At 71.0% G+C, this 26,210-nt stretch carries 25 protein-coding genes; 16 read left to right on the forward strand and 9 right to left on the reverse strand.

What is annotated here, in order from left to right; all coding sequences use genetic code 11:
- Window positions 1–218 precede the first annotated feature (218 nt).
- The 8 genes from AB0C82_RS01710 (at window position 219) to AB0C82_RS01745 (ending at window position 12,090) form a co-directional block, all read left to right on the forward strand.
- Window positions 219–1,667, forward strand: coding sequence for a radical SAM protein (locus AB0C82_RS01710; protein WP_362835213.1), 1,449 nt, complete (start codon window positions 219–221; stop codon window positions 1,665–1,667).
- A gap of 2 nt (window positions 1,668–1,669) precedes the next feature.
- The gene (locus tag AB0C82_RS01715) at window positions 1,670–3,094 is read left to right on the forward strand and encodes an aldehyde dehydrogenase family protein (protein ID WP_362835215.1); all 1,425 of its coding nucleotides are present in this window, start codon (window positions 1,670–1,672) and stop codon (window positions 3,092–3,094) included.
- Window positions 3,095–3,132: 38 nt separating this feature from the next.
- On the forward strand, window positions 3,133–4,242 hold the full coding sequence (locus AB0C82_RS01720; RefSeq protein ID WP_362835217.1) for an AMP-binding protein: 1,110 nt from the start codon (window positions 3,133–3,135) through the stop codon (window positions 4,240–4,242).
- 1 nt (window position 4,243) lies between these two features.
- A complete protein-coding gene (locus tag AB0C82_RS01725; RefSeq protein ID WP_362835219.1) occupies window positions 4,244–5,650 on the forward strand; it encodes an asparagine synthase C-terminal domain-containing protein in 1,407 nt (468 codons plus the stop codon).
- Window positions 5,622–7,025 carry a radical SAM protein gene (locus tag AB0C82_RS01730; RefSeq protein ID WP_362835221.1) on the forward strand — a complete coding sequence of 468 codons (1,404 nt, stop codon included), beginning with the start codon at window positions 5,622–5,624 and terminating at the stop codon, window positions 7,023–7,025. Before AB0C82_RS01725 ends, AB0C82_RS01730 begins: the two co-directional genes overlap by 29 nt.
- A 52-nt stretch (window positions 7,026–7,077) precedes the next feature.
- Entirely contained in the window at window positions 7,078–9,123 is a 2,046-nt protein-coding gene (locus AB0C82_RS01735; protein ID WP_362836973.1) for a cobalamin-dependent protein, read from the forward strand.
- Window positions 9,120–10,583, forward strand: coding sequence for an MFS transporter (locus tag AB0C82_RS01740; protein WP_362835223.1), 1,464 nt, complete (start codon window positions 9,120–9,122; stop codon window positions 10,581–10,583). The genes AB0C82_RS01735 and AB0C82_RS01740 overlap by 4 nt, the downstream gene beginning before the upstream one ends.
- A 121-nt stretch (window positions 10,584–10,704) precedes the next feature.
- Complete coding sequence (locus tag AB0C82_RS01745; RefSeq protein WP_362835225.1) at window positions 10,705–12,090, forward strand: LysR family transcriptional regulator; 1,386 nt, start codon at window positions 10,705–10,707, stop codon at window positions 12,088–12,090.
- 51 nt (window positions 12,091–12,141) lie between these two features.
- On the opposite strand, the gene AB0C82_RS01750 is transcribed toward AB0C82_RS01745, so the two are convergent.
- The gene (locus tag AB0C82_RS01750; protein WP_362835227.1) at window positions 12,142–12,813 is read right to left on the reverse strand and encodes an HAD family phosphatase; all 672 of its coding nucleotides are present in this window, start codon (window positions 12,811–12,813) and stop codon (window positions 12,142–12,144) included.
- A 217-nt stretch (window positions 12,814–13,030) separates the two neighbouring features.
- Here AB0C82_RS01750 and AB0C82_RS01755 point away from each other — a divergent pair, with 217 nt between their 5' ends.
- On the forward strand, window positions 13,031–13,825 hold the full coding sequence (locus AB0C82_RS01755; protein WP_362835229.1) for a phytanoyl-CoA dioxygenase family protein: 795 nt from the start codon (window positions 13,031–13,033) through the stop codon (window positions 13,823–13,825).
- The gene (locus tag AB0C82_RS01760) at window positions 13,822–14,778 is read left to right on the forward strand and encodes a GNAT family N-acetyltransferase (RefSeq protein WP_362835231.1); all 957 of its coding nucleotides are present in this window, start codon (window positions 13,822–13,824) and stop codon (window positions 14,776–14,778) included. Before AB0C82_RS01755 ends, AB0C82_RS01760 begins: the two co-directional genes overlap by 4 nt.
- Before the next feature lie 60 nt (window positions 14,779–14,838).
- Here AB0C82_RS01760 and AB0C82_RS01765 read toward each other — a convergent pair whose 3' ends face one another.
- A complete protein-coding gene (locus AB0C82_RS01765) occupies window positions 14,839–15,621 on the reverse strand; it encodes an enoyl-CoA hydratase/isomerase family protein (protein WP_362835233.1) in 783 nt (260 codons plus the stop codon).
- 141 nt (window positions 15,622–15,762) lie between these two features.
- Between AB0C82_RS01765 and AB0C82_RS01770 the strand changes: the two genes are divergently transcribed.
- Window positions 15,763–16,857, forward strand: a complete 1,095-nt coding sequence (locus AB0C82_RS01770; RefSeq protein WP_362835235.1) for a hypothetical protein — start codon at window positions 15,763–15,765, stop codon at window positions 16,855–16,857.
- A gap of 8 nt (window positions 16,858–16,865) precedes the next feature.
- Here the strand turns inward: AB0C82_RS01770 and AB0C82_RS01775 are convergent, their stop codons facing one another.
- The 4 genes from AB0C82_RS01775 to AB0C82_RS01790 form a co-directional block, all read right to left on the reverse strand.
- Window positions 16,866–17,405 (reverse strand): DUF1697 domain-containing protein, encoded by a 540-nt coding sequence (locus AB0C82_RS01775; RefSeq protein ID WP_362835237.1) that lies wholly within the window; start codon window positions 17,403–17,405, stop codon window positions 16,866–16,868.
- Between the two features lie 140 nt (window positions 17,406–17,545).
- Entirely contained in the window at window positions 17,546–17,920 is a 375-nt protein-coding gene (locus AB0C82_RS01780) for a type II toxin-antitoxin system VapC family toxin (RefSeq protein ID WP_362835239.1), read from the reverse strand.
- Window positions 17,920–18,186, reverse strand: coding sequence for a prevent-host-death protein (locus tag AB0C82_RS01785; RefSeq protein ID WP_362835241.1), 267 nt, complete (start codon window positions 18,184–18,186; stop codon window positions 17,920–17,922). Before AB0C82_RS01785 ends, AB0C82_RS01780 begins: the two co-directional genes overlap by 1 nt.
- Complete coding sequence (locus AB0C82_RS01790; protein ID WP_362835243.1) at window positions 18,183–18,818, reverse strand: ATP-binding protein; 636 nt, start codon at window positions 18,816–18,818, stop codon at window positions 18,183–18,185. The genes AB0C82_RS01785 and AB0C82_RS01790 overlap by 4 nt, the downstream gene beginning before the upstream one ends.
- Window positions 18,819–19,007: 189 nt before the next feature.
- Between AB0C82_RS01790 and AB0C82_RS01795 the strand changes: the two genes are divergently transcribed.
- Both AB0C82_RS01795 and AB0C82_RS01800 read left to right on the forward strand, forming a co-directional pair.
- Window positions 19,008–19,880, forward strand: a complete 873-nt coding sequence (locus AB0C82_RS01795; RefSeq protein ID WP_362835245.1) for a helix-turn-helix transcriptional regulator — start codon at window positions 19,008–19,010, stop codon at window positions 19,878–19,880.
- Complete coding sequence (locus AB0C82_RS01800) at window positions 19,877–20,080, forward strand: DUF397 domain-containing protein (RefSeq protein WP_362835247.1); 204 nt, start codon at window positions 19,877–19,879, stop codon at window positions 20,078–20,080. Before AB0C82_RS01795 ends, AB0C82_RS01800 begins: the two co-directional genes overlap by 4 nt.
- On the opposite strand, the gene AB0C82_RS01805 is transcribed toward AB0C82_RS01800, so the two are convergent.
- A complete protein-coding gene (locus AB0C82_RS01805) occupies window positions 20,061–20,540 on the reverse strand; it encodes a hypothetical protein (protein ID WP_362835249.1) in 480 nt (159 codons plus the stop codon). The two genes, AB0C82_RS01800 and AB0C82_RS01805, sit on opposite strands and share 20 nt — an antisense overlap.
- Window positions 20,541–20,671: 131 nt before the next feature.
- Here AB0C82_RS01805 and AB0C82_RS01810 point away from each other — a divergent pair, with 131 nt between their 5' ends.
- Window positions 20,672–22,312: a hypothetical protein gene (locus tag AB0C82_RS01810; RefSeq protein WP_362835251.1), complete on the forward strand. Its 1,641-nt coding sequence runs from the start codon at window positions 20,672–20,674 to the stop codon at window positions 22,310–22,312.
- 91 nt (window positions 22,313–22,403) lie between these two features.
- Here AB0C82_RS01810 and AB0C82_RS01815 read toward each other — a convergent pair whose 3' ends face one another.
- Window positions 22,404–23,048, reverse strand: a complete 645-nt coding sequence (locus tag AB0C82_RS01815) for a hypothetical protein (protein ID WP_362835253.1) — start codon at window positions 23,046–23,048, stop codon at window positions 22,404–22,406.
- Window positions 23,038–23,613, reverse strand: a complete 576-nt coding sequence (locus AB0C82_RS01820; protein WP_362835255.1) for a hypothetical protein — start codon at window positions 23,611–23,613, stop codon at window positions 23,038–23,040. The genes AB0C82_RS01815 and AB0C82_RS01820 overlap by 11 nt, the downstream gene beginning before the upstream one ends.
- Before the next feature lie 359 nt (window positions 23,614–23,972).
- Between AB0C82_RS01820 and AB0C82_RS01825 the strand changes: the two genes are divergently transcribed.
- Entirely contained in the window at window positions 23,973–24,953 is a 981-nt protein-coding gene (locus tag AB0C82_RS01825) for a GNAT family N-acetyltransferase (RefSeq protein WP_362835257.1), read from the forward strand.
- 145 nt (window positions 24,954–25,098) lie between these two features.
- Entirely contained in the window at window positions 25,099–26,124 is a 1,026-nt protein-coding gene (locus AB0C82_RS01830; RefSeq protein ID WP_362835259.1) for a Ku protein, read from the forward strand.
- The last annotated feature ends 86 nt before the right edge of the window (window positions 26,125–26,210 follow it).

The following is a 26,210-nucleotide window of genomic DNA, read 5'->3' on the forward strand; positions in this document are numbered from 1 at the left end:
GACCGGAGTCCTCTCCGGGCACGCCGTCCCGCCGGTCCCGACACCCGGCGGCCATCCCCCAGTCCCCGATCACCGCCGACGACCGGAGCAGGCCCACCGTGTGACGCGCGGGCCGAACGCACCACACGTTCGCAGGCCCCCGGGCCCCGTTTGCACGCGGGCCGCGGGCGGTCACCGGCCGCGCCTGATGACCGTCCACTCGCAGGAGGCAGACAAGCATGCAAGTTCTTCTCGTGAACGCTCGCCGGTCGGCGTACTCGGGGGAGTCGATCTCCGCGCCACAGTTGGGGCTGCTGTCCCTGGCCGCCGTACTGCGTGAGGGCACCTTCCACGACACCGCCGGTACCGACGTCCACTTCATCGACGACCAGATATTCGTCCTGCAACGGCCGCTCGCCACGCCCAACGAGCCGCTGCGGGGGTTCAGTCCGGACATCGTCGGCATCCAGGTGCTGACGTCCAGCCTCAAGAACGGCATCAAGCTCGCCTCCGAGGTCAGGCACCACCACCCGCGGGCACTGACCGTGCTCGGCGGTGTCGGCGCGACGCCGCTGGCCCGCCAGCTGGTCGAGGACGGCTCGGCCGACGTCGTCGTCAAGGGCGAGGGCGAGGTCACCTTCTCGCACCTGGTGCACGAGTTCGGCAACAACGGCCGCAAGAACTTCCACAAGGTGCGCGGGATCGTCTTCCGTGACGACGAAGGCAAGGTCGTCGAGACGGCCGCCGCCCCCCAGGTGATGCGCCTGGACAAGCTGCCCATGCCGGCCCGCGACCTGGCCGACATGGAGCGGTACCGGACGATCTCCCGCGGCCGGGCCGGCAACGTCGTCACCGCCCGGGGCTGCTCGTACGCCTGCGCCTACTGCTACTCCAAACACCAGTGGGGTGTAGGCCAGCGCAGGCACAGCGCGGGCCGGGTCCTGGCGGAGATACGCGAACTCGTCGAGGTGCACGGTTTCGACCGCATCCGGATCGAGGACGACGACTTCGTCGAGGACGTCCCGCGTATGCAGGAGCTGTGCCAGGCCATCGAGGACTCCGGTCTGCAGGGCAAGTTCGAGTGGGAGGCCAAGGCCAGGCCCGACCTGATCGACGACGACATGGCCAAGATGCTGCGCAAATCCGGCTGCTTCAGGCTGCTGGTGGGCGTGGAGACGCTGGACTGGTCGCTGCTCAAACGCCTGGGCCGGCCGGTCAAGGTCGCGGTGACCGAACGCGCCCTGGACTCCCTGGGCAAGGCCGGGATCGGCACGCAGGCCACCATGATCCTGGGCATCCCCGGTGAGACCGACGAGGCGATGCGCTCCACCATCACCTGGCTGCAGGCCCGGCTCGGCGAGAACCCCCACGACATCGTGTCCCCCTGCTTCTTCGTCCCGTTCCACGCGGACCTGGAGAAGGACATGGCGAAGCGGGTCGAGTTCACGGTCGAGACCAGCGACACCGACTGCTACACCGGGCACGTCCCGGTGACGTCCAGCCCGGGGGCCTCGATCGACGAGCTGTGGAAGCTCTACGACGACATGACCCCGACCCGTAAGGACGGCCAGTACAAGCGCATCGCCTTCCTCGCCAACCTCAAGACCGTGCAGACGCGCCTCGGTCTGATGGACGGTGGCGCACCGATGGCCAAGGAGCCCGCGGCCCTGGTCCCGGAGGTCCAGTGACGATGCTCACGACAGCGGCCGGGACGGCCTCCCCGGCTGTCCCGGGCTCTGCGGGCATCCTGGACGTCCCGGCCTACTCGGGCTCGCGCCCGGTGATGTCGGCACGGCCGGGACAGCTGGACGACGGTGCCGGGCGGCCTCTGGCCCGGCTCGGCAACGCCGGGCGGCTGGTGCAGTTCGGGATGGCGCAGGAGGCCGAGAAGACGGCCCGGGTCCTGCGCGGGATCGACGACGACGCCTGGTTCGGGCTGCTGCGCGCCGCGGCCGGGCGGCTCACCGCCCGGCTGGACGGCGGCGAGCTCGCCCCGTGGCTGCGGGCGCTCTCGGCGGCGACGGGCCTGCCGCTGCGCCGGGCCGAGCGCGGGGTCCGTACGGTCGCGGGCGACCTGGGCCGGATGGAGGAGATCCTTGCCGCGCAGTCGCCGGACGGGACGCTCCGCGCGTACCGGACCGGTGGCGTCGACCCTCGGTGGAGCTGGCGGCCGGCCGGGCGATCCGTGCATGTGCGGGTGCCCGACAACTTCCCCACCATCGGCGTCGAGTGGATGCAGGCGCTGGCCGCGCGCCGCCCGGTGCTGCTGAGCACCTCCGCCAGGGACCCGTTCACCGCCGTGCTGGTCACCGAGGCGCTGTACGCCGCCGGCCTGCCGGACAACGCGCTGTCGCTGGTGCACGGCGACGCGCCCGCCCTGCGCCGGCTGGCCGACCAGGTGCTGTGGCCCGGCGAGGACGTACCCGCCGACCTGCCGCCGGGGAAGGTCAAGACGTACCACTACGGCCGCAGCAGGGCGCTCGTCGGCGACGGCGTTCCCGAGGGCGCCTGGGAGCGGCTGGCGCGGGAGGCGTTCGCGGGGTGCGGCCGGCTGTGCACCAACATCAGTTCCCTGGTCGTGCTCGGCGACGCCGAGGAGGCCGCGGGGCGGCTCGCACGGGAGTTCTCGGCCCGTCCGGTGCTGCCGCTCGACGACCCGACGGCCTCGGTGCCGGCCTTCCCGGACCGTGCCGTGCGGGACGCGCTGGCGACCCGCGTCGAGCGGGAGATCGCGGCGGGTGCGGTCGATGTCACCGAGGCCGCCACCGGGGTGCCGCTGCGGGTGGACATCGACGGGGTGGCGTATCTGCGCCCCACGGTCCTGCTGCTGGACGCGGGTTCACCGCTGTTCGGTACGGAACTGCCGTTCCCGTTCACCGCGGTGGCACACGTGCCCCGCTCCAAGGCGGTCGCGGCCTGCGCGGGTTCGCTGATCGTGTCCGTGCTCGGGGAGGCGGGCGGGCTGGTCAGGGCGCTCGCGGAGGAGCCGGGCGTCGACAAGGTCTTCGGCGGCGAGGACTTCGACCGCGGCTACGACCCCCTCGATCCGCACGAGGGGTATCTGGCCGACTTCCTGTTCAAGAAGAAGGCGTTTCTGCCGGGCACCTCCGCGTGACCGGCGGCAGGAAAAGCTTCAGAGAAGAGGGAACCGCCATGCCAAGGCCGAGCGAGTCGGTGCTCCGTCCGATCACCGACGACGACGTCCGCCGGACCGTCCGCCTCCACCTAGACCCCCGGCATGGCACCCCCTACTGGCTGGAGCGGGACCGGCGCCTTGGCACCAACGCCCTGGAGAAGGTGCACGGTCTCCATGACGCGGTCACCCTGCTCGGGCTGACGGAGGGCGCCGACCAGATGCACTACGAGGAGGCGTCCCGGCGGACCCCGCTGGAGAACTTCGTCCCCCGGTCGGTGCTCGCCGAGGGCGGCGCGCTGTGGGCCGCGCAGACGGGCGGCACCACCGGACCCGCCAAGCACGGCACCTGGGGCGCCCGGTACTGGGCGGACATCCTGGAGTTCTCGGACGAGTTCCTGGATCTGCACGGAGTGCCGAGGAACACCAACTGGCTGTTCATCGGGCCGATGGGACCCCACACCACCGGCCGGCTCGTCGTCGCGTTCGCGGAGCGCCGGGGCGGCATGTGCTTCTCGATCGACCTCGACCCCCGGATCGTGAAGATCTTCGGCGAGGAGGGCATGACGGCCGCGTACGACCGGTACGTCCAGCACATCTGGGACCAGGTGGAGGAAGTGGTCCGGGCGCAGGACATCGGGGTCGTCTTCTGCACCTCGCGGCTGCTGGACATGCTGCCCGAGCGGCTGGGCACCGAGCCGCTGGCCGGGGTACGGGCCATCGTGCACGCCGGTACGACGATGGAGCCCGACGCCCACCGCCAGTTGCGCGAGGAGGTCTTCCCGGGGGTGCCGGTCGTCGGCATGTACGGCACCTCGACCACCGGCATCAACTGGCAGAAGCCGTTCGAGGCCGAGGACGGCCACCGGGTGGTCTACGTCCCCTGCCGGCCGCACGTCGCGCTGGACGTCATCGACGAGCACGGCGCCGAGGTGCCGTACGGCGAGGAGGGCCGGGTGCGGGTCTGGCGGCTCACCGACGACGCGCTGGTGCCCGGCTTCCTGGAGCGTGACCGGGCCCGCCGGGTGCGCCCGTACGGGGTGGCCGCCGAGCGCTACCCCTGGCCTTGGCTGGGAGACCCGTACTCCCCCGAATTCACCGAAGGACGACGCGTCGAAGGGGTGTACTGACATGGCCGGTTTCCTGTTGCGCTGCCACGCGGGGCTCGTGGAGTTCCGGGCCCTGGGCACGGGTCACGGACTTGGCACCCTGGTGGTGCGCGACGGCGCGGACGCGCTCGTCGTGCACGGTGACCGGCTGACCGAGGAGGCCCCGCCGGTCCACGCGCCTCTCGACGAACTGCTGTCCTGGACCGAGCGGACCCACGCGCGCTTCTGCGCCGTGCTGGTGCGCGGCGGCCGGGCCACCCTGTGGAGCGACGTGGGCGCCACCTGCCCGCTGCACTACGCGCGCGGCGCCGACGACACCCTGCTGATATCCACCTCGGCCGGAGCGGTGCTGCCGCTGCTTGCCGGGACCCCGGTGCTCGGCGGCGCGGCCCGGTCGCTGCTGCCGGGCGGACGCTTCGCGGGGGTGACTGCGGTTCCGGCCGACTGTGCGGTGACGCTGGCCGTGGACGCGTACGGTACCGATCCGGTCGCCACCCGTCAGGTGCGCGGACTGCCGGACAGGCCGGTGACGACCGACCCCCAGGAGGCGGTGGCCGCCGTCCGTGAGGCGCTGCGCGGCGCGGTGGGCCGGCTGGCCGCCGGAGTGGACGAGATGGGGGTCATGCTGAGCGGCGGTGTGGACTCCTCGACGGTCGCGGCCCTGGCCGCCCGGGAGACCTCCGGCGCGGAGCTGCACACGTACACCGTGGGCACTCCGTTCGGCGACGAGTTCGAGCAGGCCGCATGGTTCGCGGAGCGCCTGGGGAGCAAGCACCACGAGCTGATGTTCGGCCCCGAACAGCTTTCGGAACTGCTCCCCGGCATGATCCGCGCGCTGGAGACCTGGGACCTGCTGACCCTCCAGATCGCCGCGCCCGCCTGCTTCCTGCTCAACTCCATGGCGTCCGGCCGGCGTCAGGTCCTGCTCTCCGGTTACGGCGCCGACCTGCTGTTCGCCGGGCTCGGCGGCACCGGCGGCGAGGCGGACATCGAGCGTGCGGTGGTGGCGCAGACCGCGGCGACCGCCCGGAGCAACGAGTTCGGCCCCGCCTTCGCCGACGCCCGCGACATCGTCGTCCGCTACCCGTACTGGACGCGTGAGGTGATGGCGACCGCGCTGGGCATCCGGGGCCGGCTCAAGGTCCGTGAGGGCACGGCAAAGTGGGTGCTGCGCAGTGCGGCGGCCGAGGTCCTGCCCGCGGAGGTGGCCTGGCGGCCCAAGCGGGGCATCCACGAAGGCACCGCCATGAGCCGGATGTTCGCCGCCGCCCTCGGCGACGACGACGCCCGCGCCCAGTCGGAGCGGCTGCGCGCTGTCGCGACCTCCGTCTTCTGCCAGGACGGGCCGTCGGCCCGGGGCACCGGCACAGGCGACGGGACCAACGAAAGGGAGGGACTCGATGAGGGTCTTGCTGGTGTGGCCTCGTAACGAACGGGCCCTCCTCAGTGACCGGCTGAGCTGTTGCGAACCGCTGCCGCTGGAGTATCTCGGCGGCGCGCTGCGCGGCGACCACGACGTGACCATCCACGATCTGCGGCTGGACCCGTCGCTGGAGACGTACGCGCAGACGCACGAGCCCCCCGACCTGATCGGCGTGGCCATCCCGTACACGACCAGCGTGCACGTCTCGCGGGAGGTGAGCCGGGAGGCCCGTCGGCTGTGGCCGGATGTGCCGGTCGTGCTGGGCGGCCATCATCCGACCGTGTCGGCGGAGTGGCTGAACGGCTTCTCGGCCGACTGGATCGTCGCCGGTGAGGGAGGCGCCGCGCTCAGTCATCTGGCCTCCGAGCTGGAGGCCGGGCGTTATCCCTCGCCCGTGCCGGGCCTCGCCCCGTACGACGCCCGCACCGGCCTGGAGCGCGACAAGCGGCCCAAGCCGGCGGCGCTCAACAACCTTCCGATGCCCGACCGTTCGCTGCTCTCCCACCACCGCGGTGACTACTTCCACTCGGTGTACCGCCCGGTGTCGCTGATCCGCTTCACCGCGGGCTGTCCGTACACGTGCAAGTTCTGTTCGCTGTGGCGGATGACCGACCGGCGCTACCTGGTGAAGGACATCGACCGGGTGCTCGCGGAGATCGCGGACATCGAAGGCCAGAACCTGTACGTCGTGGACGACGAGGCGTTCATCCAGCCCGGCCGGATGCTGGAGCTCGCCGACGCCATCGACAAGGCAGGCTTCCGCAAGCGGTTCCACATGTACATACGGACCGACACGGCACTGCGCAGGCCCGATGTGATCGCCCGCTGGGCCGAGGTCGGCCTGGACTCGGTGCTGGTCGGCGCGGAGTCGATGACCGACGACGAACTGTCCGGCTACCGCAAGGGCACCGACCCGGGCCAGACCCGCCGCGCCCTGGACATGTTCCACGCCAACGGGGTCAAGGTGCGGGCCAACTTCATCGTGCAGCCCAACTGGCTGGACGAGGACTTCGCCCGGCTCAGCCACACCGTGGAGGAACTGCAGGTCGACATGCCGAGCTTCTCGGTACTGACCCCGCTGCCCGGAACTGATCTGTACGACGAGAGCCGGTCCCAGCTGACCAGCGACGATCCCGAGCTGTTCGACTGCTACCACGCCCTTTTCCCGACCCGGCTGCCGCTGGAGACCTTCTACCACCGGCTCGCCGACCTGCTGGCCGGAGCGAGCGCCCGCTCCGCGCCCGGGGTGACCGCGGACGCCGACCCGTCGGTCTTCTACTACTCCGACGACAACGCCTTCGACGAGATGCTCCGTGCCATCCGCGGCGGCGCGGACTGGTCGCGCCCCTGGGAACCGGAACGCGTACCCAGCACGAAGTGACCGGCCCGTGCCCGCAGTGAGAACCGTCCGATCACGAGGAGCCGTGACCAGCATGTCCGCCGAACTTCCCCGCCGCGGCCGCAAGGTGTACTTCATCGGCCTCAACGCGTTCCCGTTCCTGCCTCTGGTGGCCGGCCTGCTGCGCACCTACGCGGAGCAGGACGAGAACATCGCCGCCGCGTACGACTTCCAGGAGCCCGTGTTCCTGGTGGCCCCGGTCCAGGAGATGGCGGACGGCATCGTCGAGCCCGACGTCCTGGCCCTGTCCTGCTACGTGTGGAACTTCCGCCGGCAGATGAAGGTGGCGAGGCTGGTCAAGCAGCGCCATCCGAACGTGCTGGTGGTGGCCGGAGGACCACACGTCCCGGACCGGCCGGGTGACTTCTTCGAACGGCACCCGTACGTGGACGTGCTGGCGCACGGCGAGGGCGAGGTGGCCTTCCGGGGACTGCTCGCCGAGCGCCTGACCACGAGCCCGGACTACACGACGGTGCCGGGCGTGTCGGTGCGCAGCGGCGTGGCGGCGGTGGCCGGGCCGAAGGCCGTACGGCTGCCGCGGCTGATCGACACGCCGAGTCCGTACCTGCTGGGGGTGATGGACGGGGCCGTGGCCACCTGCCGTGAGCGGGGGCTGCGCTTCTACGCCCTGTGGGAGACCAACCGCGGCTGCCCGTACTCCTGCTCGTTCTGCGACTGGGGCTCGGCGACGATGAGCACACTGCGCAAGTTCGAGGAGGAGCGCCTGCAGGACGAGATCGACTGGTTCGCCCGCCACGACGTGGAGGACCTGTTCATCTGCGACGCCAACTTCGGCATCATGCCGCGCGATCTGGAGATCGCCCACGCCCTGGCCGACGCGCGGGCCGAACTGGGTGCCCCGCGGCAGGTCCGGGTCAACTTCGCGAAGAACTCCAACGACCGGGTCTTCGACATCAGCAAGACCTGGCACGACGCCGACCTGCTGATGGGCACCACGCTGTCGATGCAGAGCACCGACATGGACGTCCTGGAGGCCATCGACCGCAAGAACATCGGCCTGGACAACTACCGCAAGCTCCAGCAGCGGTACGCGGCGGAGAACATCCACACCTACACCGAGCTGATCCTGGGCCTGCCCCTGGAGACCGGGCGCTCGTTCCGCGACGGCATCGGCTCGCTGCTGGAGGCGGGCAACCACGAGGACCTGCGGGTCTACGAGCTGGCCATTCTGCCCAACGCGCCGCTCAACACGCCGGAGAAAATATCCCAGTTCGGGCTGCGCACGGTCCCGAAGCGGATGTACGTGGAGCGCGACGGCACGCCCGACGACGAGGCCGAGACCGTGCAGATGGTCATGGAGACCAACGCCATGCCGCGCGCCGACTGGGTCGAGTGCTTCAGCTTCATCCAGGCCGTGCAGTTCCTCCACAACGGCTGCTACACCCGCTACCTGTCGATCTTCCTGCGGCAGGAGCACGAGATCGGCTACACCCGCTTCTACGAGGGCCTGCAGAACTACTTCGCCGGCCGCCCGGACAGTGTCCTCGGCGCCCTGTACCTGCGGATGCGCAGTCTCTACCACGACTACATCGACATCCCCGCCCTGCCGCTGGCCAACCTGGTCGCGAGCCAGCCCGACATGGCCGCCGACCTGGCCCCGTACGGCAAGCGCCGCGGCTGGACCATCGACAACTGGGGCTGGCTCCGCATCGCCCGCGACTTCGACCGGTTCCACGCCGAACTGCGGGAGTACCTCGGCACCCTGGGTCTGCACCCCGACCAGGACTCCAGGCTGGACGACGTGCTGCGGTTCCAGCGGGACGTCATGCTGCGGCCGGAGTACTCCCCGGACCGGGGCAAGTCCGCGGAGTACGAGCACGACTGGCCCGGCTACTTCTCCGGGGGCGCGCTGGAGCCGCGCCGGGTACGGGTGGGCTACGGCGACCAGAGCTTCGGGGCGAACGGGCGCTACAAGCCGGTGGCCGGTGACCTCAAGGCGTTCACCATGGCGGCGATCGGCACCAGCTACCCGGTCTCCCGCATGGGCCACTACTGCCACCGCTTCGAGTCCGCCGAAGTGACGTCGCTGGCCGAACCGGTGGCCGGCGAACAGCGGTGAGCGAGGCCCACGACCGCGCGCCGTCCACCGGGCGGCGTGCGGCCCTGGCCGTCCTGGCCGGGGCCTGCGGGCTCTTCTCACTGCTTCAGCTGGGCGTCGCCACGCTGCTGCCGCAGATCCAGCACGCCTTCGACGTGTCAGGTACGGACGCGGCGTGGATCGTCTCGGGGCATCTGCTGGTCGGCTGCGTCGCCACCCCGGTGGTGGGGCGCCTCGGGGACCTCTACGGCCGGCGGGTGGTGCTCGTCGCCGTGCTCGCCGTCGTCGCGGTGGCGGCCGTCGTGGCCGCCGCCGCGCAGTCCTTCACCGTCCTGCTCGTCGCCCGGCTGGTGCAGGGTGTCGCGGCCGGGCTCTTCCCGCTCGCCATCGGTCTGCTGCGGGAGGGGTTTCCCGGGCAGTCGCTGGCCGGCCCCTCCGGGGTGCTGTCCGCGGCCTTCGGGACGGGCGGCGGGGTCGGCATCCTGCTGGTCGGTGTCCTGGGCGACGGCGCCCCCGCCTTCCGGGGACTGTTCGTCACCGCGGGCGTCCTGGCGGCCGCCCTGCTGGTGGCGGGCCTCGCGGTGCTCCCCGAGACACCGCGCAGACCGGAGACCCGGGTGGACATCCCCGGCCTGCTGCTGCTGAGCGCGGTGAGCGCGTGTCTCCTGCTGGCCCTGACCCGGTACGGCCAGGAAGGGCTCGGCTCCACCACCGGGGCGCTGCTGCTGGTGACCGGGGCGGCGGGCTGCGTGGCGCTCGTCCAGGTGGAGCGGCGGGCGGCGCAGCCCGCGATCGACACCCGGCTGCTCGGTCGGCGGCCGATCTGGACCCTCAACGTGGTGAGCCTGCTCACCGGTCTGGTGATGTTCCAGACGGGCATCCTGGCCCCGGTGCTCGCGGACGCCCCCCGCTGGACGGGCTACGGGCTGTCCGCCGACGGCGCCCTCACGGTGCTGGTGATGCTGCCGATGCAGGTCGCCGCCGTGACCGGCGGGCTGCTGTCGGGCTTCCTGCGGCAGTCCGGCCTGATGACGGCGCGGGCCGTCATGATCACGAGCACCCTGCTGTTCGCCGCCTCCCCCGCCGTGTTCGCCCTCATGACGGGGACCGCCACCGGCCTGGCGCTGGGCACGGCGCTGACCGGGCTGGGCACCGGTCTGCTGGGCGGCGCCATGGCGGAGCTGCTCACACTCGCCTCGCCGAGCGGGTCGACGGCGGTGACCGTCGGCATCAACAGCGTGCTCCGCAACCTCGGCGGTTCCTTCGGGGTGCAGGTCAGTTTCATGGTGCTGGCCGTGACCACGAGCACGCGCGGATATCCGGCCGCCTCCTCGTACACGACCGTGTTCGTGGGGGCCACCGTTCTGGCCGGCGCGGGCGTCGCCGCGGCGCTGGCGTTCCCGCGTACCGCGGGGCGGCCGGAGCCGGAGGCTCCGATCAGCTCCGGTCGGGTAACCCCTCCGATCCGGCCAACTACCTGACGGCAGCCCCTCGGAGCCCTCGGACGGCCTTACCGTGGCGAGACGTACGTCACACGAGGCCCGCGCCGTCCCTCCTGCCACGACGGCTGGGCGGGTCCGGTCCGAGGGGGAGGAGTGCTCGATGTTCGATCTTCGACGTTCGGATGTGGCCCTGCTGCACGCTGTCTCCGACCACGGGAGCCTGCACGCGGTGGAGCGGGGCGGCCGGATGACGCAGTCGTCGGCGAGCCGCCGTCTGATCAAACTGGAGCGGCGGCTGCGCACCCCGCTCGTGTCGCGCAGTTCCACGGGGACCGAGCTCACGGAGGCCGGTCACGCCCTGCTGCACGCGGGGCGGCGGCTGGTGGGCGCGATCGACTTCGCGATGGCCACGTCCCACCACCGCGCCGATACCGAGGAGCGGCTGCCTGTCGTGCAGTTCGCGGTGGGCACGGAACGGGCCTACGGCATGAGCCGTGATCTGGCGGATCGTTTCCCCGAAGCGGTGTTCGACGTGGTGCCGGGCGACAGCCGTGACGTCTGGCAGCGGTTCGAGCGGTACGCGGTCGACGCCGCGTGCGGCTGGGAGACCACGCGCAGGCCGGGGCTGCGGCGCGGCGAGGCGCTGGTGCGCACCGTGGTGGACGAGCCCCAGTGGGTCGCGCTGCCCCGGGACCATCCGCTCGCCCGGCGGGATGCGCTCGATCTGCACGACCTGGCCGACGCGGAGTGGGTGGCCACGGTGGGCGGCGACACGTGCGACGACCAGGGCTGGGCCTTCTCCCTCCTGTCGCCCGCTCCCCGGGTCAGCTTCACGGTCCGCTCGCAGAGCGCGGCCCTGGAGCTGGTAGGCCGCGGCTACGGCGTGGCGCTGGTCTCCCCGCTCTCCCCGGGGCCGGAACACGAACTGAGCCTGACACTGCGGCCGTTGCGCCAGCGGCTGGTGCGCCGGCTCACGCTGGCCGTGGACCCGCTCGTCGTACCGCTGACGCTCGCCCACGAACTGTGCACCTGGCTGCGGTACGGCTACGCGCAGCGCGCGGCGAAACGCAATCCGCTGTACGCCGCCTCCGCCTCCTTCCCTCCGCTCACCGAGGGGCCGGGGCGGCCGATACGGACCAGGCCCGAGGTCGACGCCTCGTCGCCCGGAGCCCGCGGACCGCTGCCCGTCCTGCTGTCCGAACTCCACTGGGGCGGTCCTGACCCGGACAACCGTTTCGAGGCGGAGCATCTGCACCTGCTCCGGGCCATCGACCGGATCGGCAGCCTGAACCGCGCGGCCGCCAGCCTGCTGGTCACCCAGCCCGCCCTGACCCGGCGTATCCACCGGCTGGAGAAGGGCTGCGGACTGCCGCTCGTCTACAGCACGGCGCGCGGCACCTCGCTGTCGGCCGCCGCTCGCCGGCTGCTGGACTGTACGGGGCCGGCGGAGAGCCGGCTCGACGAACTGGTGGGCCGTATGCGGCGGATCGCGGCGGCGCAGCCGATCGGCGCCCAGGCGGCCCCCCGGGCCTCGGCCTGCGCTTAGGGCGCGGCCTTTCATCTGAGCCGGCCGGTTCAGGGAGGACCGGTCTGCCGTTCAGGCCGGTCCGGCGAACGAGGACAGGCCGGATATCCGCCCGGCCAGGGCGTCCTCGGTCTCCGCCGCCGTGCGGTGGTGGACGGTCGCCATACCGAGCGCGGACGCGGCGCGCACGTTGCGGCCCAGGTCGTCCACGAACACGCACTCCTCGGGACGGCGGTCCAGCAGGCGGGCGGTGTGCCGGAAGATCTCCGGCTCCGGCTTACGCATCCCCACCTCGGTGGAGATCACCACCACGTCGAACAGCTCGTCCCAGCCCTCCCGGTCGTAACGATGGCCCCAGGAGTTGGACAGCAACGCGACCGGGACCCCGGCACCACGCACCCGGCGCAGCAGCTCCGTCATGACCGGGTCCATCGCGAAGGCCGCGAACATGCGCTGGACCAGGCCCTCCGCGGGCACCGGCGTCCCGTCGGTGCGTCTCAGGAGCGCGGCCAGCGCGGACTCGAAGTCCGCCACCGCCAGCTCGCCCCGCTCGACCTGGTGGAAGGGATTCGGCCCGCCGTCCCGCACCGCGCCGGGCCCCAGCAGCCTGCCCAGGACCGCGTCGAACTCCCCTGCGTCCACTCCCTCGGCGGCGGCCCACACGGCGACCGCCTCGCCGAAGGACTGCGTCAGCACGCCGCCCCAGTCCACGATCAGCGCCGGGACGGTCGCCGTTCCTCCCATGTGCGTCCTCCAGCTCCCCGGTGGCGTCACTCCACCCTAGAGGCCACAGCACCACCTCCGGAGCCCACCAAGTCCGTTGTCCCCTATGCCATTTGGGGCCTGTCCCGAACCGTCCGCGGCCGTTCCGTTGCCGGTGCGCGGGCGGCTTGCACATAGTCGAGTCACACACAGAGTTCTTGACGCCGCACACCCGTGCGCGTACAGAAAGGTGGAGCCGATGCCCCTGAGCCCGTCGATCGAGGACCTCGCCGGCGAACTGGAGGAGCGCGGCGTCATCCAGCTCGACGACCTGGTGTCCGGACCAGCCCTCGACCTGATGCGCCGCGGCTGCTCGGATCTGATCCGGCGGACCGAGGACATGCGCTACAGCACCTTCGGATGGCAGCTGGAGTCGGACGGCGAGGGCGGCGGATGGGCCGCGCGCGCCGCGGGCAAGGAATGCATTCCGGGCAAGGTACGCGTCGTGGGCATGGCCCATGAGCACTCCCCCGAGCTCGCCGCGGTCCCGGAGATGATCAACCTCAACGAGGGGCTGGTCAGGCCGCTGCACGGGGTCGCCGGCGACTTCTACAACACCTACCTGTGGGCGAAGCCCTCCCAGGTCGGCTCGGAGAAGCCGTGGCACCAGGACGCCCTCTTCCTCAAGGAGGAGTTCTACGAGAAGTACGAGGACGTCTACACCATCTGGATCGCGGTGGACGACGCCCGCGAGGACAACGGCTGCCTGCAGTTCCTGCCCGGTTCGCACCGGGAGCGGATCGCGTACAAGCCGGACGGCATCGACCAGGACGACCTCTTCGCCTCGCCGCGTGAACCCACGCTGGACATCAAGCGGCTGTGGCCGGAGCTGACCCCTGTGACGCTTCCCCGGCGCGCCGGATCGGCGGTGCTGTTCGGCGGCTTCACCGCACACACCTCGGCCCCCAACCGCACCGACGACGAGCGCCGGGCGGTCAGTTACGTCTACTCCCTCCCCCGGCGGGACAGGGGCGGCGCGGGCGCGGCCCGGTGACGGCCCCCGCCCGCCGGGTCCGGGAGACGCTCGTCCCTCTCGACCCGTGCGCCCACACGGACACCGTCTGGCAGCTCGCCCGGGACCGCGACCTCGCCGCGCTGGGCAGGGCCGAGACGACCCGCGCCTGGATCGCCGGCCGGCTGACCGCGCCCGGCCTGGACGCCCGGAGCGAGGGCAGGCTGCTGCCCGGCCCCGACGGCAGCCCTGTGGGCGCGGTGTGGGTGAGCAGTACGTCCGGTGTGTCGGGGTGGACGGCGGAGCTGGTGCTCGGGCCGGACGCATCCGTCGACGACGGGGCGCTGCTCCTGGACTTCGCCGAGCGGCGCTGCGCCGCACTCCTGGCCGGGGACGAGGGCGAGCTCTCGTGCTTCGTCTCCGAGGGCGAGAAGGCCGCACGCGACGCCCTGCGCGCACGCGGGTTCGGCTCCCCCCATCCGTACCACCGCATGGCGGTCACCCTGGACGGCGGGCTCCCGCCGGTGCCCCGCGTGCCGGGCACGGCGGTGCGCCCGCTCGCCGGCGAGCAGGACCTGCGTACGTTCCACGAGGTGAAGAACAGGGCCTTCGCCGCCGAGGAGGCGGGCAAGAGCGAGGACGGCTTCGACACCTGGCTGGAGTGGTGGCGCACCGACCCGGGCGTCGATCCGGCCCAGTGCGCGCTCCTGGAGGCGGACGGCAGGGCCGTCGGCTTCGCGAACATCACCGACCGCATGGCGCAAAGCCGTCAGGCGGCGTACGTACGGCAGATCGGTGTCGTGCCGCAGGCCCGGCAGCGCGGCCTGGGCAGCCTGCTCCTGCTGTCGGTGATGCACGCGTCCATGAGCCGGGGGCGTACGGCGATGGTCCTGACCGTCGACGCGGACAACGCGCCCGCGCTCGCCCTCTACCGGCGTCTCGGCTGGCAGGTGGAGGCCCGCTTCGACGACTTCCGCCGGACGGTGACGCGGTAGGGCACGGGGCCGGCTGACGGTGGTCCCCGGACCACCGTCAGCCCTGTCTCAGCCCCCGCCTCAGCCCTGTCCGATGATCCGGCGCATCCTGACCTGCGCCTCGCCCGCTGCGAACGCCTTGCGGTGAGAGTCCTTGGCCTCGGCGCGGAGCCGCTCCAGCCCCTCCACGAACGGGGCGTTGACCCGTCCCCGGGTGCCCTGCACCGCTTCGGGGGTGTAGCGCGCCACGGTGCGGGACAGTTCCAGGGCGCGGCCCAGTGTGTTGTCCACGGGCTGCACCTCGTGGAGCAGCCCGTCGGCCAGCGCCCGGTCGGCGGGCCACTCCTCACAGGTGTAGAGCATCCGCTGCATGACGGTGGTGCCCACCGTGTACCGCAGCATGAAGCCACCGAAGTTGCAGGCGATGCCCACCTTGAACTCCGGCATGACGAGCCGGGCGTTCTCGCTGCCCACCCGGTAGTCGCAGCACAGCGCGATCTGGAGGCCGACCCCGATGGCATAGCCGTCGATGGCCGCGACGACCGGCTTGGAGATCCCCGCGATCGTCGCGTACAGATCGGTGATGTCGTCGATCCAGTCGCTCACCTCGTCGCCGCCGGTGAACATCGAGACCTCGTTGAAGTCGCCGCCGACACCGAACGAGCGCCCGGGACCGCCGTACAGCAGGACGCACCGCACCTTGTCGTCCGCATCGATGTCCCGCATGAGCGCGGTGAGTTCCCGCATACGGGCCCGGCTGAAGGGATTCTGTTCGTGCGCGCCCGAGAATTCCGCGAGGAGGACTCCGTCGTCGTCCTTGGAACACGCTATGGACTCGTTGGCCTGCGACGCCTGATTCACCATCGGACTCTTTTCCGTCGGAGCTCGGGGAATTCTAAGGAGGGCCGCAAGCTCCGGTCAACGCCCAATACTCGGTCAATCCCCTTTAAATTAAACGGAGTTTCTCCGATAGAGCCGGAGGAGAGAATGGGAAGAGAAAGGGGAATGACGATCTCCCTGCGCGCGGATCCCGCCTCCGCCGCCGGAAGGAGCGAGCAGATGGCGCCACTCACCATCGTCCTGGGCACCGGCCGCTGCGGTTCCACCATGCTTTCGGATCTCGTGAACGAACACCGCGAGGTGCTCAGCCTCAGCGAGTTCTTCGCGTGCCTGGATCCGTGGGGATTTTCGGCCGGCGAGCTCGACGGCCCGGCTTTCTGGCACCTGCTCAGCACTCCGCGGCTGAAGCCCAACACGCTGATGCGCAAAGGTGTCACGGTCCCCGAATACCGCTACCCGCTCGGCTCCGGCCGCTACGCCGCGGGAAGCGTTCCCGCGCTCTCGGTCATGACGCTGCCCCCGCTCACGGACGACCCGGACGCCATGCTCGACAGCATCCGGGACGAGGTGACCGGCTGGCCGGTGGCCCCGCTCCCCCGGCAGTACCTGCGGCTCTTCGTCTGGTGGGCCTCGTTCCTCGGCCGGGAGGTCGTGATCGAGCGCTCGGGTGCCGCGCAGCGCTTCCTTCCCGATCTGCTCACGTACTTCCCCGAGGCGCGCTTCGTCCACATGTACCGCCACGGCCCGGACTGCGCGGTGTCCATGAGCCGGCACCCCATCTTCCGGCTGGCGGTGAAGATCAGGGAGATGCGCAAGATCCTGGGAGTGGACCCGTACGCGGTCCACGACCCGGGGCATCCGGATCGTCTTCCCGAGGAGCTGCGCGTGTTCGCGCCGGACACCCTGGACGCTTCCGCGCTCGCGGGCGCCGACCTTCCGCTGGAGCGGTTCGGGACGATGTGGTCGTACAGCACCGGCGCGGTCAAGCACCTGGCCGGCCTCCCGGAGCACCGGCTGCTGCACATCTCCTACGACCGGATCGTGGCCGACCCGGTCCCGGAACTGACCCGCTTCGGCCGCTTCACCGGCATCCCGGAACCGGCCGCCTGGGCCGTCCGGGTGGCCGGCCGCGTGGACGCGGGCCGGACCGGTGCCGCCGCAGCGCTCTCCCTCGAACAGACCGAGGAGCTGCGCCGCTCGTGCGCTCCCGGCATGGACCGCCTCGCCGCGTTCGTGGGCGGGAGGCCACCGGCCGCCTGAGTCAGGCCTCAGCCCTTCTTCGCCGCCGCGAGGATCTTGCCCACCGTGTGGAAGAAGCGCGTCGTCGCGTCGTGCCCGAGCACCCGCTCCTGGAAGCCCTTGGCGTTCGGCGCCCTGCCCTTGATCAGGTACCAGACCACGAACGCCTCGTAGGGCGCGGTCGCGATGATCTCGATGTCCTTCTTGGGAGACATCAGAGGCAGTTCGAGCGCCGGATCGATGCGCTCGGTCGTGAACACGACGCAGCTGCGCATGTCATCGGTGACGGTGACGTCCTTGAAAGGATCGCGCGCGAGAAGGGCCTCAAGCTCCGGCACCGTACGCAGGCAGACGGCCACCTCGTAACCGAGGGCCTCCCGCAGCGCCGTACGAATGACTTCGCCGAGTACGTCCCGGTCCTCCTCCTCGGATTCGAAGAAGACGTTCCCACTCTGGATGTAGCTGCGGACGGACTCGAAGCCCATCCCGGTGAAGAGCTCACGCAGATACTCCATCTTCACCGATCGGCCCGGAACATTCAGGCCACGCAGAAGCGCGATGTAGAGCACACCCAACCACCTTGCCCACCGTGGGAAACCGTCGTCGCCGACGCTACCGCCCGCCTCCGACAACCCGTACGAGCACGGCCCACGCGTCGCCGCGCCGAACACCGCCGCCGAACCCTCGGCACGTCCGGTGGCGACGCGGATCAGACCGCCATGACCCCCACGTCGTACCGCGATATGTGCGGGCTGCGGGTGACCAGCGCCATCCCCTCGGCCTGCGCCTGCGCGATCAGCATCCGGTCGAAGGGGTCCGTGTGCAGCATCGGCAGCCGTCCGGCCCGCACTCCGTGCGCGGCGGTGACCGGCAGGCTCGCGAACGGGACGTCACGTACCTGTTCGGCCAGATCCCCCGGACCCTCGGCCGTGCCGAGGTACTGCTTGACGGTGATCTCCCACGGCGACACGGCACTGACGTACACACCGGGCTCGGTGTCCAGCAGCGCCCTGACCTCCGGGGACAGTTCCGGCGAGTCGTCCAGCCACCACACGACCACCCGGGTGTCGAGGAGAAGTCGCATCAGCGCACTCCGAACGCTTCGAGGACGGTGGCGGGCGGCTCGTCGAACGACGCGGCCAGACGGACACGCCCCCGGAGGGAGCCACGGCCGACACGCTGCACCTTCCGCCGCGCGGGCGGCGCCGGGCACACCTCGAACACCGGCTCACCTGCCCGGCCGACCACGACGAGACGCCTCTCGATCAGCTGCATCAGGGTGCCGGTGAAACGCGGCGGCGCGGCACTGCGTGCGGCACGCCGGCGGAACCTCTCCCAAAGCCTCCTCATGACGCGGCCACCGCCCCTGCGGTCCGTACCGTCACCGGTTCCGCCGCGTGCAGGCGCAGAGCCGGACCACCGTCGTCCAGGGTGATGACGACGCCGAGCCCTCCCGACGCGTACCGCTCCCTCCGGACGGCCCGCACCGTGTGCCAGGCGCCCCAGGCGCGTACGCACTGACCGGGAAGGACGGCCCTGGCCGCGATCTCCGGTTCCGGGAGTGCGGAGCCGGCGGCCCACAGTTCCGCCCAGACGGTCTTCCCGATCCCGGCGGGACGCTCCTCCACACCCCAGCGATGGGCCAGGGCGGCGACCAGCAACAGCCCCCGTCCGGCGGCATCCGTCTCCCGGGGCCTGCGCACCTGCGGCCGCCCCGGCCCGGCGTCACTGACCTCCAGGCGCAGGCGGGCCCCGTTCTCCCAGCACGCGATGCGCACGCCGACCTGCCGGTCACCGGGGACGGGGACCCGCAGGGCGTTGGTCACGAGCTCGCTGAGCACCAACTCGGCGTCCGCCAGGGCGCCGTGGCCTGCCCGCCACTCTCCGAGCTTGGCCCGCAGTATCGCTCGCGCCTCGGGAACGCTGCTCGGGCTGCGCACCAGCCGGAAGCCGGCTTCGCGAAGGTCGGAGTGCTCTGTCATTCAGGCTCCCATGGATCGGCGACGTCACAGCAAGTGGTCGTGAGGGGCGCCGGATTGGCGCGGATGGAACAGCCTCAGACTGCCCGCGCACTTCGTACTGGCGCAACGTTGAATGGGTTCCTGATGCGCAATTCACCCGTTCGTGCATCCTGGGCACGGAAGCTGCCCGGTGCTGATAGGGAGTGACGTATGCCATCCGTAAAGCCATCAACCGTTCTGGGGCGCCAACTCGGCGATGAGCTGCGCCGATTCCGTGAAGGCGCGGGCCTGTCCACCGCTGAGGCGGCCGAGGTACTCGACTGCACAAAAGGCAAGATCAGCCGGATCGAGAACGGTCATGTCCCAGTCCGAACACCAGATCTGGTCGCACTCATACATGCCTACGACGTGACAGATCAGGAGGCTCGCGACCGTCTGACATCCCTCGCTCGCACGGCCAACCGCCGTCGGCGCGAGGGATGGTGGCACCAGTACGGGTCCGTACTCGGTGATGCGTATCGCGACTACATCGAGATGGAAACGATCTGCGCCGGTATCAAGACCTTCCAGGTGCAGCTGATCCCGGGCCTGCTCCAGACACCGGAGTACGTGAGAGCCGTCACCGTCGCCTCCCGTGCGTGGCGGACCGCAGAGGAGATCGACCAGTTCGTGCAGGTGCGACTCGCGCGCCAGGAACGCCTCTCCGGCGATGACCCGCTGGAGCTCTGGGCCGTACTTGCAGAGGGCGTCCTCCACCAACAGGTCGGCGAGAACGCCGTCATGGACCGCCAGCTGGAACACCTGGCCAACATGGCCGAGTTGCCCAACATCACCGTCCAGGTGCTGCCGTTCTCACGCGGGGCGCACCCGGGTATGTTCGGTCCCTACCTGCTGCTGAGCTTTCCGCGGGTGTCAGCGCTCGATCTCGTACTGACTGAGACTCCGACCGGCAACACCTGGATGGAACGGGAGTCCGAAGTTGCTCGTTACCGCGATCTCTTCGACGATGCTCGCACCTCGGCGTTGCCACCGACGGAATCACTCGGCCTGATCCGACGCATCGCCAAGGAGCGCAAACCATGACCCAGGACCGCCGCCCCCTCCCTGACCTCGCTGGAGCCCAGTGGCGCGTGAGTAGCTACAGCGGCGGACAGGGCGAGTGCGTCGAGGTCGCCCGCGACCTCCCCCACCTCGTCCCCGTCCGCGACAGCACGCGTCCCGCCGGGCCCGTCATCGGGTTCGGGCGCGACGCCTGGCGGGCGTTCATCGGCGATCTGGGCTGAGTTCCCCCGGCGACAGCGCGAGTGCCTGGATGCGGGACGTGGCGAAGCCGCCGCCGCAGGCGGGGCAGCCGCGGACCAGCCGGTGCGCCGACAGCTGCCCGCCGAAGAGCGGAAGACCCGTGTCCGGGTAGACGGCCTGGAAGCGTGCCGCGCAGACGTGGCAGGTCAGGGACCGGACCTCCGCGAGGACGACGCCTTCCAGCTCGCGCGGGTCCGGCCGGGCCACGCCTGTCGCGACGCGTGCCGGGGCCGGCCGGTCCGGCGGCCAGACCGCCGCGTAGGCGCCACCTTCCGGCCGACGGTGGAAGCGGAGCAGGGCCGGACGGAAGCGTTCTTCCAGACGGGCGAGAACGGCGGCCGTCGAGCGCAGGGACTCCGGTACCCGGCCGTCGGCGAAGACGTCGAGGTCGCCCCAGGGCAGGGAGAAACGCCACGTCGGCTGTGGTGTGCGGTCTTCCATCGGTCAGCCTGTTCTCTTGCGCGCGCGGACACGCACCCGGACCGCACATTGTGCCGATTCGGGGCATGAACCGTGAGGAAAGCGGGCAGCTACGGGGGGACTTGGGCGGGTTCGACGGTCGGGGGGACCGTATGACAGCGGGGGATCATCAGCAGTTCGGGCCGGAACCGGGGCCCTGGCGGGTGCCGGACGGATCGCCACCGCCTCCGGCCGGGCCGCCTGCGGTCGGGCCGCCGCCTCCGGGGGCGGCGCTGCGGTCCGCGGCGGTCGCGTTGCTCAATCTGACCGGCCTCGGGCTCGGTTATGTCCTGATGCGGCGCTGGCCCAGAGCGGCTCTGTGCTGGGTGGCGACGGGCGGGCTGCTGCTGGCCGTGCTCCCGGCGGAGCCCGACGGGGTGCCGGCGGGGATCGTCATCAGTTATCTGCTCGTGCTCGTGCTCGCCGCCGCCGACGGGGCGTGGACCGCGCGCCGTACGGCCGTGGGGGGTTCGTGGCGGCCGCTGGTGGCGGCCGTCCTGGGCCTGCTGCTGCTGGGGGTACCGGCGGGCGGGGTCGCGGTGTACGCCTCCGAGCGGGACGAGGCCGTCGAGCAGATGCTGCTCGACCGGCTGGAGAAGGGGGACCGGGCCGTCGCAGCCGCGGCGAAGCAGTCGTTCGCCGGCGGCAAGGCGGAGTACCGCTCCGCGCTCGACATCTACCGCGAGCTCGGTGAGGACCATGCCGGGTCGCGGGCCGGGAAGCTCGTGCCGTCGCGGCTGAAGGCGTACTACGAGGCGGTGTCGGCCCCGTACGAGGCCAAGGACCACTGTGCGGCCGTGGAGCCGCTGACCTATCTGCGGACCGTGCCCGACTCGGTCGACGCCAAGCTCCTCGGGTCGCTGGCCGGGTGGCCCGACGAGCCTCTCGCCGAGTCGCTGTACGGGTGCGGGGTGTCCACGATCGGTGACGGGAGCGACGTGAGCGACGCCTCGGACGGCGGCGACCTGGGCGAGCTGCTGCGTACGCTGCCCGACTCCGCACCGGCCAAGCAGGTCGGAGCGGCTGTCACCGGGAAGATGGACGAACAGGTCGAGGCGGTGCGCGGCGGTGAGCCGTGCGCGGCGACCGAGGTGCTGCGGCGTATCGGCGCCACCGTGGCGGCGATGCCCGACAGGACGGTGTCCGCGCTGAGCGTGAAGGCGGACCGTGGCGTCCAGGACGGTGTCTACGCCTGCGGGGTGGACGAGTTCAAGGACAAGAAGTTCACCGAGGCGCGCGAGACGCTCACCGGCTTCGCCGACACGTACAGGAAGGACGGGCGCAGACAGCACGCCCGGGACATCTCCATCGCCGCGGAGATAGCCGAGGAGCGCCCGTCGGCCGGCAAGCGACTGCCGCCCCGGAAGAAGCCGGGTGGCTCCCGGATGGAGCTGGTCATCAGCAACGACGCGCCGACCGCCGTCGAGATCCTCTACACCGGCCCCGTGTCCGGCAGCGTGGAGCTGAAGGGGTGCGGCAGTTGCAAGCGGTACAGCGCGTCAGAAGGACCGGACCTCGCCTGCCGGTCCGGGGGCAAGAAGTACCCGAAGGCCACCCTGCGACTCCCGGCGGGTGACTACCACTTCCTGTACAAGCACGGCACCGGAGCGGCGGCGGACGTGGACAGTTACGCGTCCGGGTCGAAGGTCCAGCCCGGTTACACGTATACGAGCTGCACGTATGTGACGACCGAACTCGACTCGTATCCGGGGCTCGATCTGCCCTCCATCCCGGACGCGACCGATCCGGCGTAGGCGGGCTGCCCGGGAGCGCGGACGGAGTCATGAAGGTGCTCGGCCCGGCACACGTGGACGTGCTCACTGGCTGAGAGACGGCCGACGCTTCTCAGCCTGTGGTCGCGGCCGCCCTGCGGTGGGTCGCGCGAATCAGGGCGGCGACCAGGCCCGCGAAGTCCGCGGCGCCGGCAGGGTCGTCCGCGTACCGGGTGATCTGCAGCGGGCCCACCTGATCCAGCCGGACTCCTTCCCTTTCCAGGACGAAGGCCAGGGTCAGGAGCGCCAAGCGGGCGTTGCCATCCGGGTAGGGGTGGAAGAAGGCGACGTCCAGATACGCCCTCGCGGCGCGGGCGGCCAGAGGGGTCGCCCCGTCGGCGCTCTGATGCATGAAGTCACCGAAATCCCGCCATGTGCCCGACGTCAGCCCATAGCGCTCCCGGCCGCCCTTGGCGAAGGCGTCGCCATGCCGGAGGGAGACCGCGGGCACCCCGAGGACGAGCCGCTGCCAGCCTGCGAGCAGGGCAGGGGTGAGCGGTTCGTTCTGTCCGGCATCCGTGCGGACCAGTGCCCATGCGGCGAGCAGCCGGTCGGCGCGGTCCGGGTCCCGGCGCCGGACCGGGCCGTCGAACCAGGCCGCGAGCCCGTCGACGGCCGGCGTCATGCGCGTCGCGGTCCGGAAGCCGGTGGATTCCCAGTCGACCTGGGACCTGACTGCGCACCAGGCGGCAAGCGCGTCAGCGGTCTCAGTGGTCACGATGCGGCCGCAGGCCGGTCGCCCGGGCTGCCAGCTCCTCCCCCACCGTGCCGATCAACGCCGGCTTCGGCTCGACCCAGCTTTCGAACCGTCCGCCGATCGTGGCGTCGACGAGCCGCTTCGCCTCGTCGTGCTCCAGCCCCACGAACGAGAGAAACCACCCGAGCACCGTGTGGCAGAGCCCGTACCAGCCGCCCGAGGCTCCCGTGTCGTCCACGACCAAGGTGACCAGCCGGGCCGCCGCCCGCTCCACGTGCCAGCTGTAGTCCTCGGCGTCCGCGTCGGCCGGCGGCGCGAGCCACTCGAACCGCTCCGCCAGGTCCTCGAGCCAGTCACGCCATTCCAGCAGCGATGCGACGACTCCGGCGGCCGTCGCTTCAGGTTCACCGACCGAATGGTATGCACAGCACCAACTGGTGACGACGCCGCCGTCGCCGTGCCATCTCCATCCACAGACCCACCGGCCGTAGCGGGCCGCCAGCAAGGAGGTGACGCTGTCGACGAAGCGAATCTTCGCAATCTGGTCGGCATCGCCGGGGGGCACGATCGCCGCGATCAGCGCCATGACCCGCGCTTCCTCGGCATCGTCCCAGGCGAAGGCGTTCCGGTGCGGATCGGCGGCCGCCCACGGCAGCCAGGCCGGGGCGAGCTCATGGTCGATGGACGTGGTGCACCCCTGGAGTGGACGGGCAAGGCGACCGGCCGATGCTGCACGAGGCGTGATGGTTTGTCATGCGAATTTCGCGGGACCGACGGCCTGTGTGCGGTCCCGCGGGATCAGCCGCGCGGTACCGCCGGTCCCGTGGGCGTCACCGCGCGGGCAGTCAGGCCTGGTCACCGGCCTCTGCTGTCGGCGGATCCTTCGCATCGCCATGCGGTGCCGCTCGTGTTGTGATGAAACGGGGGTCCGAGAAGGAGAGAGCGATGACGTCACGGGGAGCGGAGCGGAAGACCGTCGCGGGCCGGGTGTCGGTCCGCCCGATGGCCGAGGCCGACCTGGATCAGGCCGATGAGATCTTCCGGGTCGCCTTCGGGACGTTCCTCGGGCTCCCCGAGCCGAAGACGTTCTTCGAGACCTCCGATTACGTCCGCACACGCTGGGCGGCCGATCCGCAGGCGGCCTTCGCGGCGACGGTCGAGGGTGAACTGGCCGGATCGAACTTCGCCGCCAACTGGGGCAGCGTCGGGTACTTCGGACCGTTGACCGTGCGTCCGGACCTGTGGGACCAGGGCGTCGGCAAGCGGCTGATGGATCCGGTCATGGACTGCTTCGACACCTGGGGGAACCGCCACCTGGGCCTGTTCACCTTCTCGCACAGTCCCAAGCACCTTGAGCTCTACCGCACGTACGGCTTCTGGCCCCGCTTCCTCACGGCCATCATGAGGAAGCAGGTCACGGGCGGTTCCCCGGTCCCCGGCCGGGTGATGTACAGCGAGCTGCCCGCCGCCGAGCAGCCCGCCGGCCTCAGTGCCTGTCGCGCACTGACCGGGGCCGTGTACGAGGGTCTGGACCTGGAACGCGAGATCGTCGCCGTGCACGCGCAGGGACTCGGGGACACCATCCTGCTCCAGGGCGGCGGCTCCGAACTCGACGGCCTGGCCGTCTGCCACTGCGGAGCAGGATCGGAGGCCGGCGAGGACGTGTGCTTCGTCAAGTTCGGCACCGTACGCCCCGGCCCGGAGGCCGCCGACCGCTTCGAGCGACTGCTCGACGCATGTGAGCAGCTGGCGGCCGAGCGCGGGCTGAGTCAGCTGGACGCCGGGATGAACCTGGGCCGCCCGGATGCGTACGGGCGCATGATCGCCCGTGGTTTCCGCACCGGGTTGCAGGGCGTCACGATGCACCGCCCCAACGAAACCGGTTACAGCCATCCCGACGCCTACGTGATCGACGACTGGCGCTGAGACCACCCGTCCGGCCACCGGGCTCCACCGCCCGGGGACCGCGCCGTCGCCTCGCCCGACCGGCCGGACAGCCTCGCGGTGCCGCCGAGTGTCGCGGCGTCCGGCCTCGGCTTAGCCTGAGGGTCCACAGGGAAGGAGCGCCGGTATGAGAGCCACCTGGAAAGGGGCCATTTCGTTCGGGCTGGTCACGATCCCGGTCCAGCTCTTCACGGCGACGGAGGAGCACGACATCCCGCTTCGCCAGGTGCACGAGAAGGACAGCTCCAGGGTCCGGCTGCGGCGCGTGTGCGAGGCCGAGGACGTCGAGATCCCCTACCAGGAGATCACCAAGGGCTACGAGGCCCCGGACGGCAGCATGATCACGCTGTCCGACGAAGACCTCGCCGACCTCCCCCTCCCCAGCAAGAAGCTCATCGACGTGCTGGCGTTCGTCGACGCCGAGACCATCGACCCGCTGATGTTCTCCAAGGCCTACTACGTCGGCACCTCCGATCGCGCGGCCGCCAAGCCCTATGCCCTGCTCAAGCAGGCTCTGACCGAGGCCGGACAGATCGCCGTCACGAAGATCGCCATCCGGTCGAGAGAGTCACTGGCCGTGCTCCGGGTGCACGAGGACACGCTGGTGCTGCAGACGTGTCTCTGGCCCGACGAGGTCCGTTCCGCCGCCGGCGTCACGCCGGAGGAGGACGTGACGATCCGGCCCCAGGAGCTGCAGATGGCCAGGTCCCTCATGGACATGCTCTCCGAGGACTTCGACCTGTCAGCGCTCCATGACGAGTACCAGGAAGCGCTCCAGCAGGTGATCGAAGCCAGGCTTCAGGGCGTCGAGCCTCCGCGCGAGGCGGAAGCCGCTCCGGCCGGCGGCAAGGTCATCGACCTCATGGCCGCCCTGGAGAACAGCGTCCGCGCGGCCAAGGAGTCGCGCGGGGAGGACGCGGGCGAGGAGACAGAGGCCGAGGTCCGGAACATGCCTGCCCGCAAGACCGCGAAGAAGGCCGCGGCGAAGAAGTCGGCGCCGGCCAGGAAATCGACGGGCTCCGGGGCCAAGAAGACCGCCGCGTCACCGAAGGGATCCGGCGGCAAGAAGACCACCGCCGCCACGAAGAGAACGGGCAAGGGCGCCGCGAAGAAGACAGCGGCCAAGAAGGCCACCAAGCGGGCCTCCGCCTGAAACCACCCCGCACACACCTGTCGCACACCGGCACGCTCACCCGATCGGCTCCGTGCGGCCCCGACATGCCCCGGATCGGTGCGCGA

The organism is Streptomyces sp. NPDC048560 (genome assembly GCF_040650955.1).
Lineage (GTDB): Bacteria > Actinomycetota > Actinomycetes > Streptomycetales > Streptomycetaceae > Streptomyces.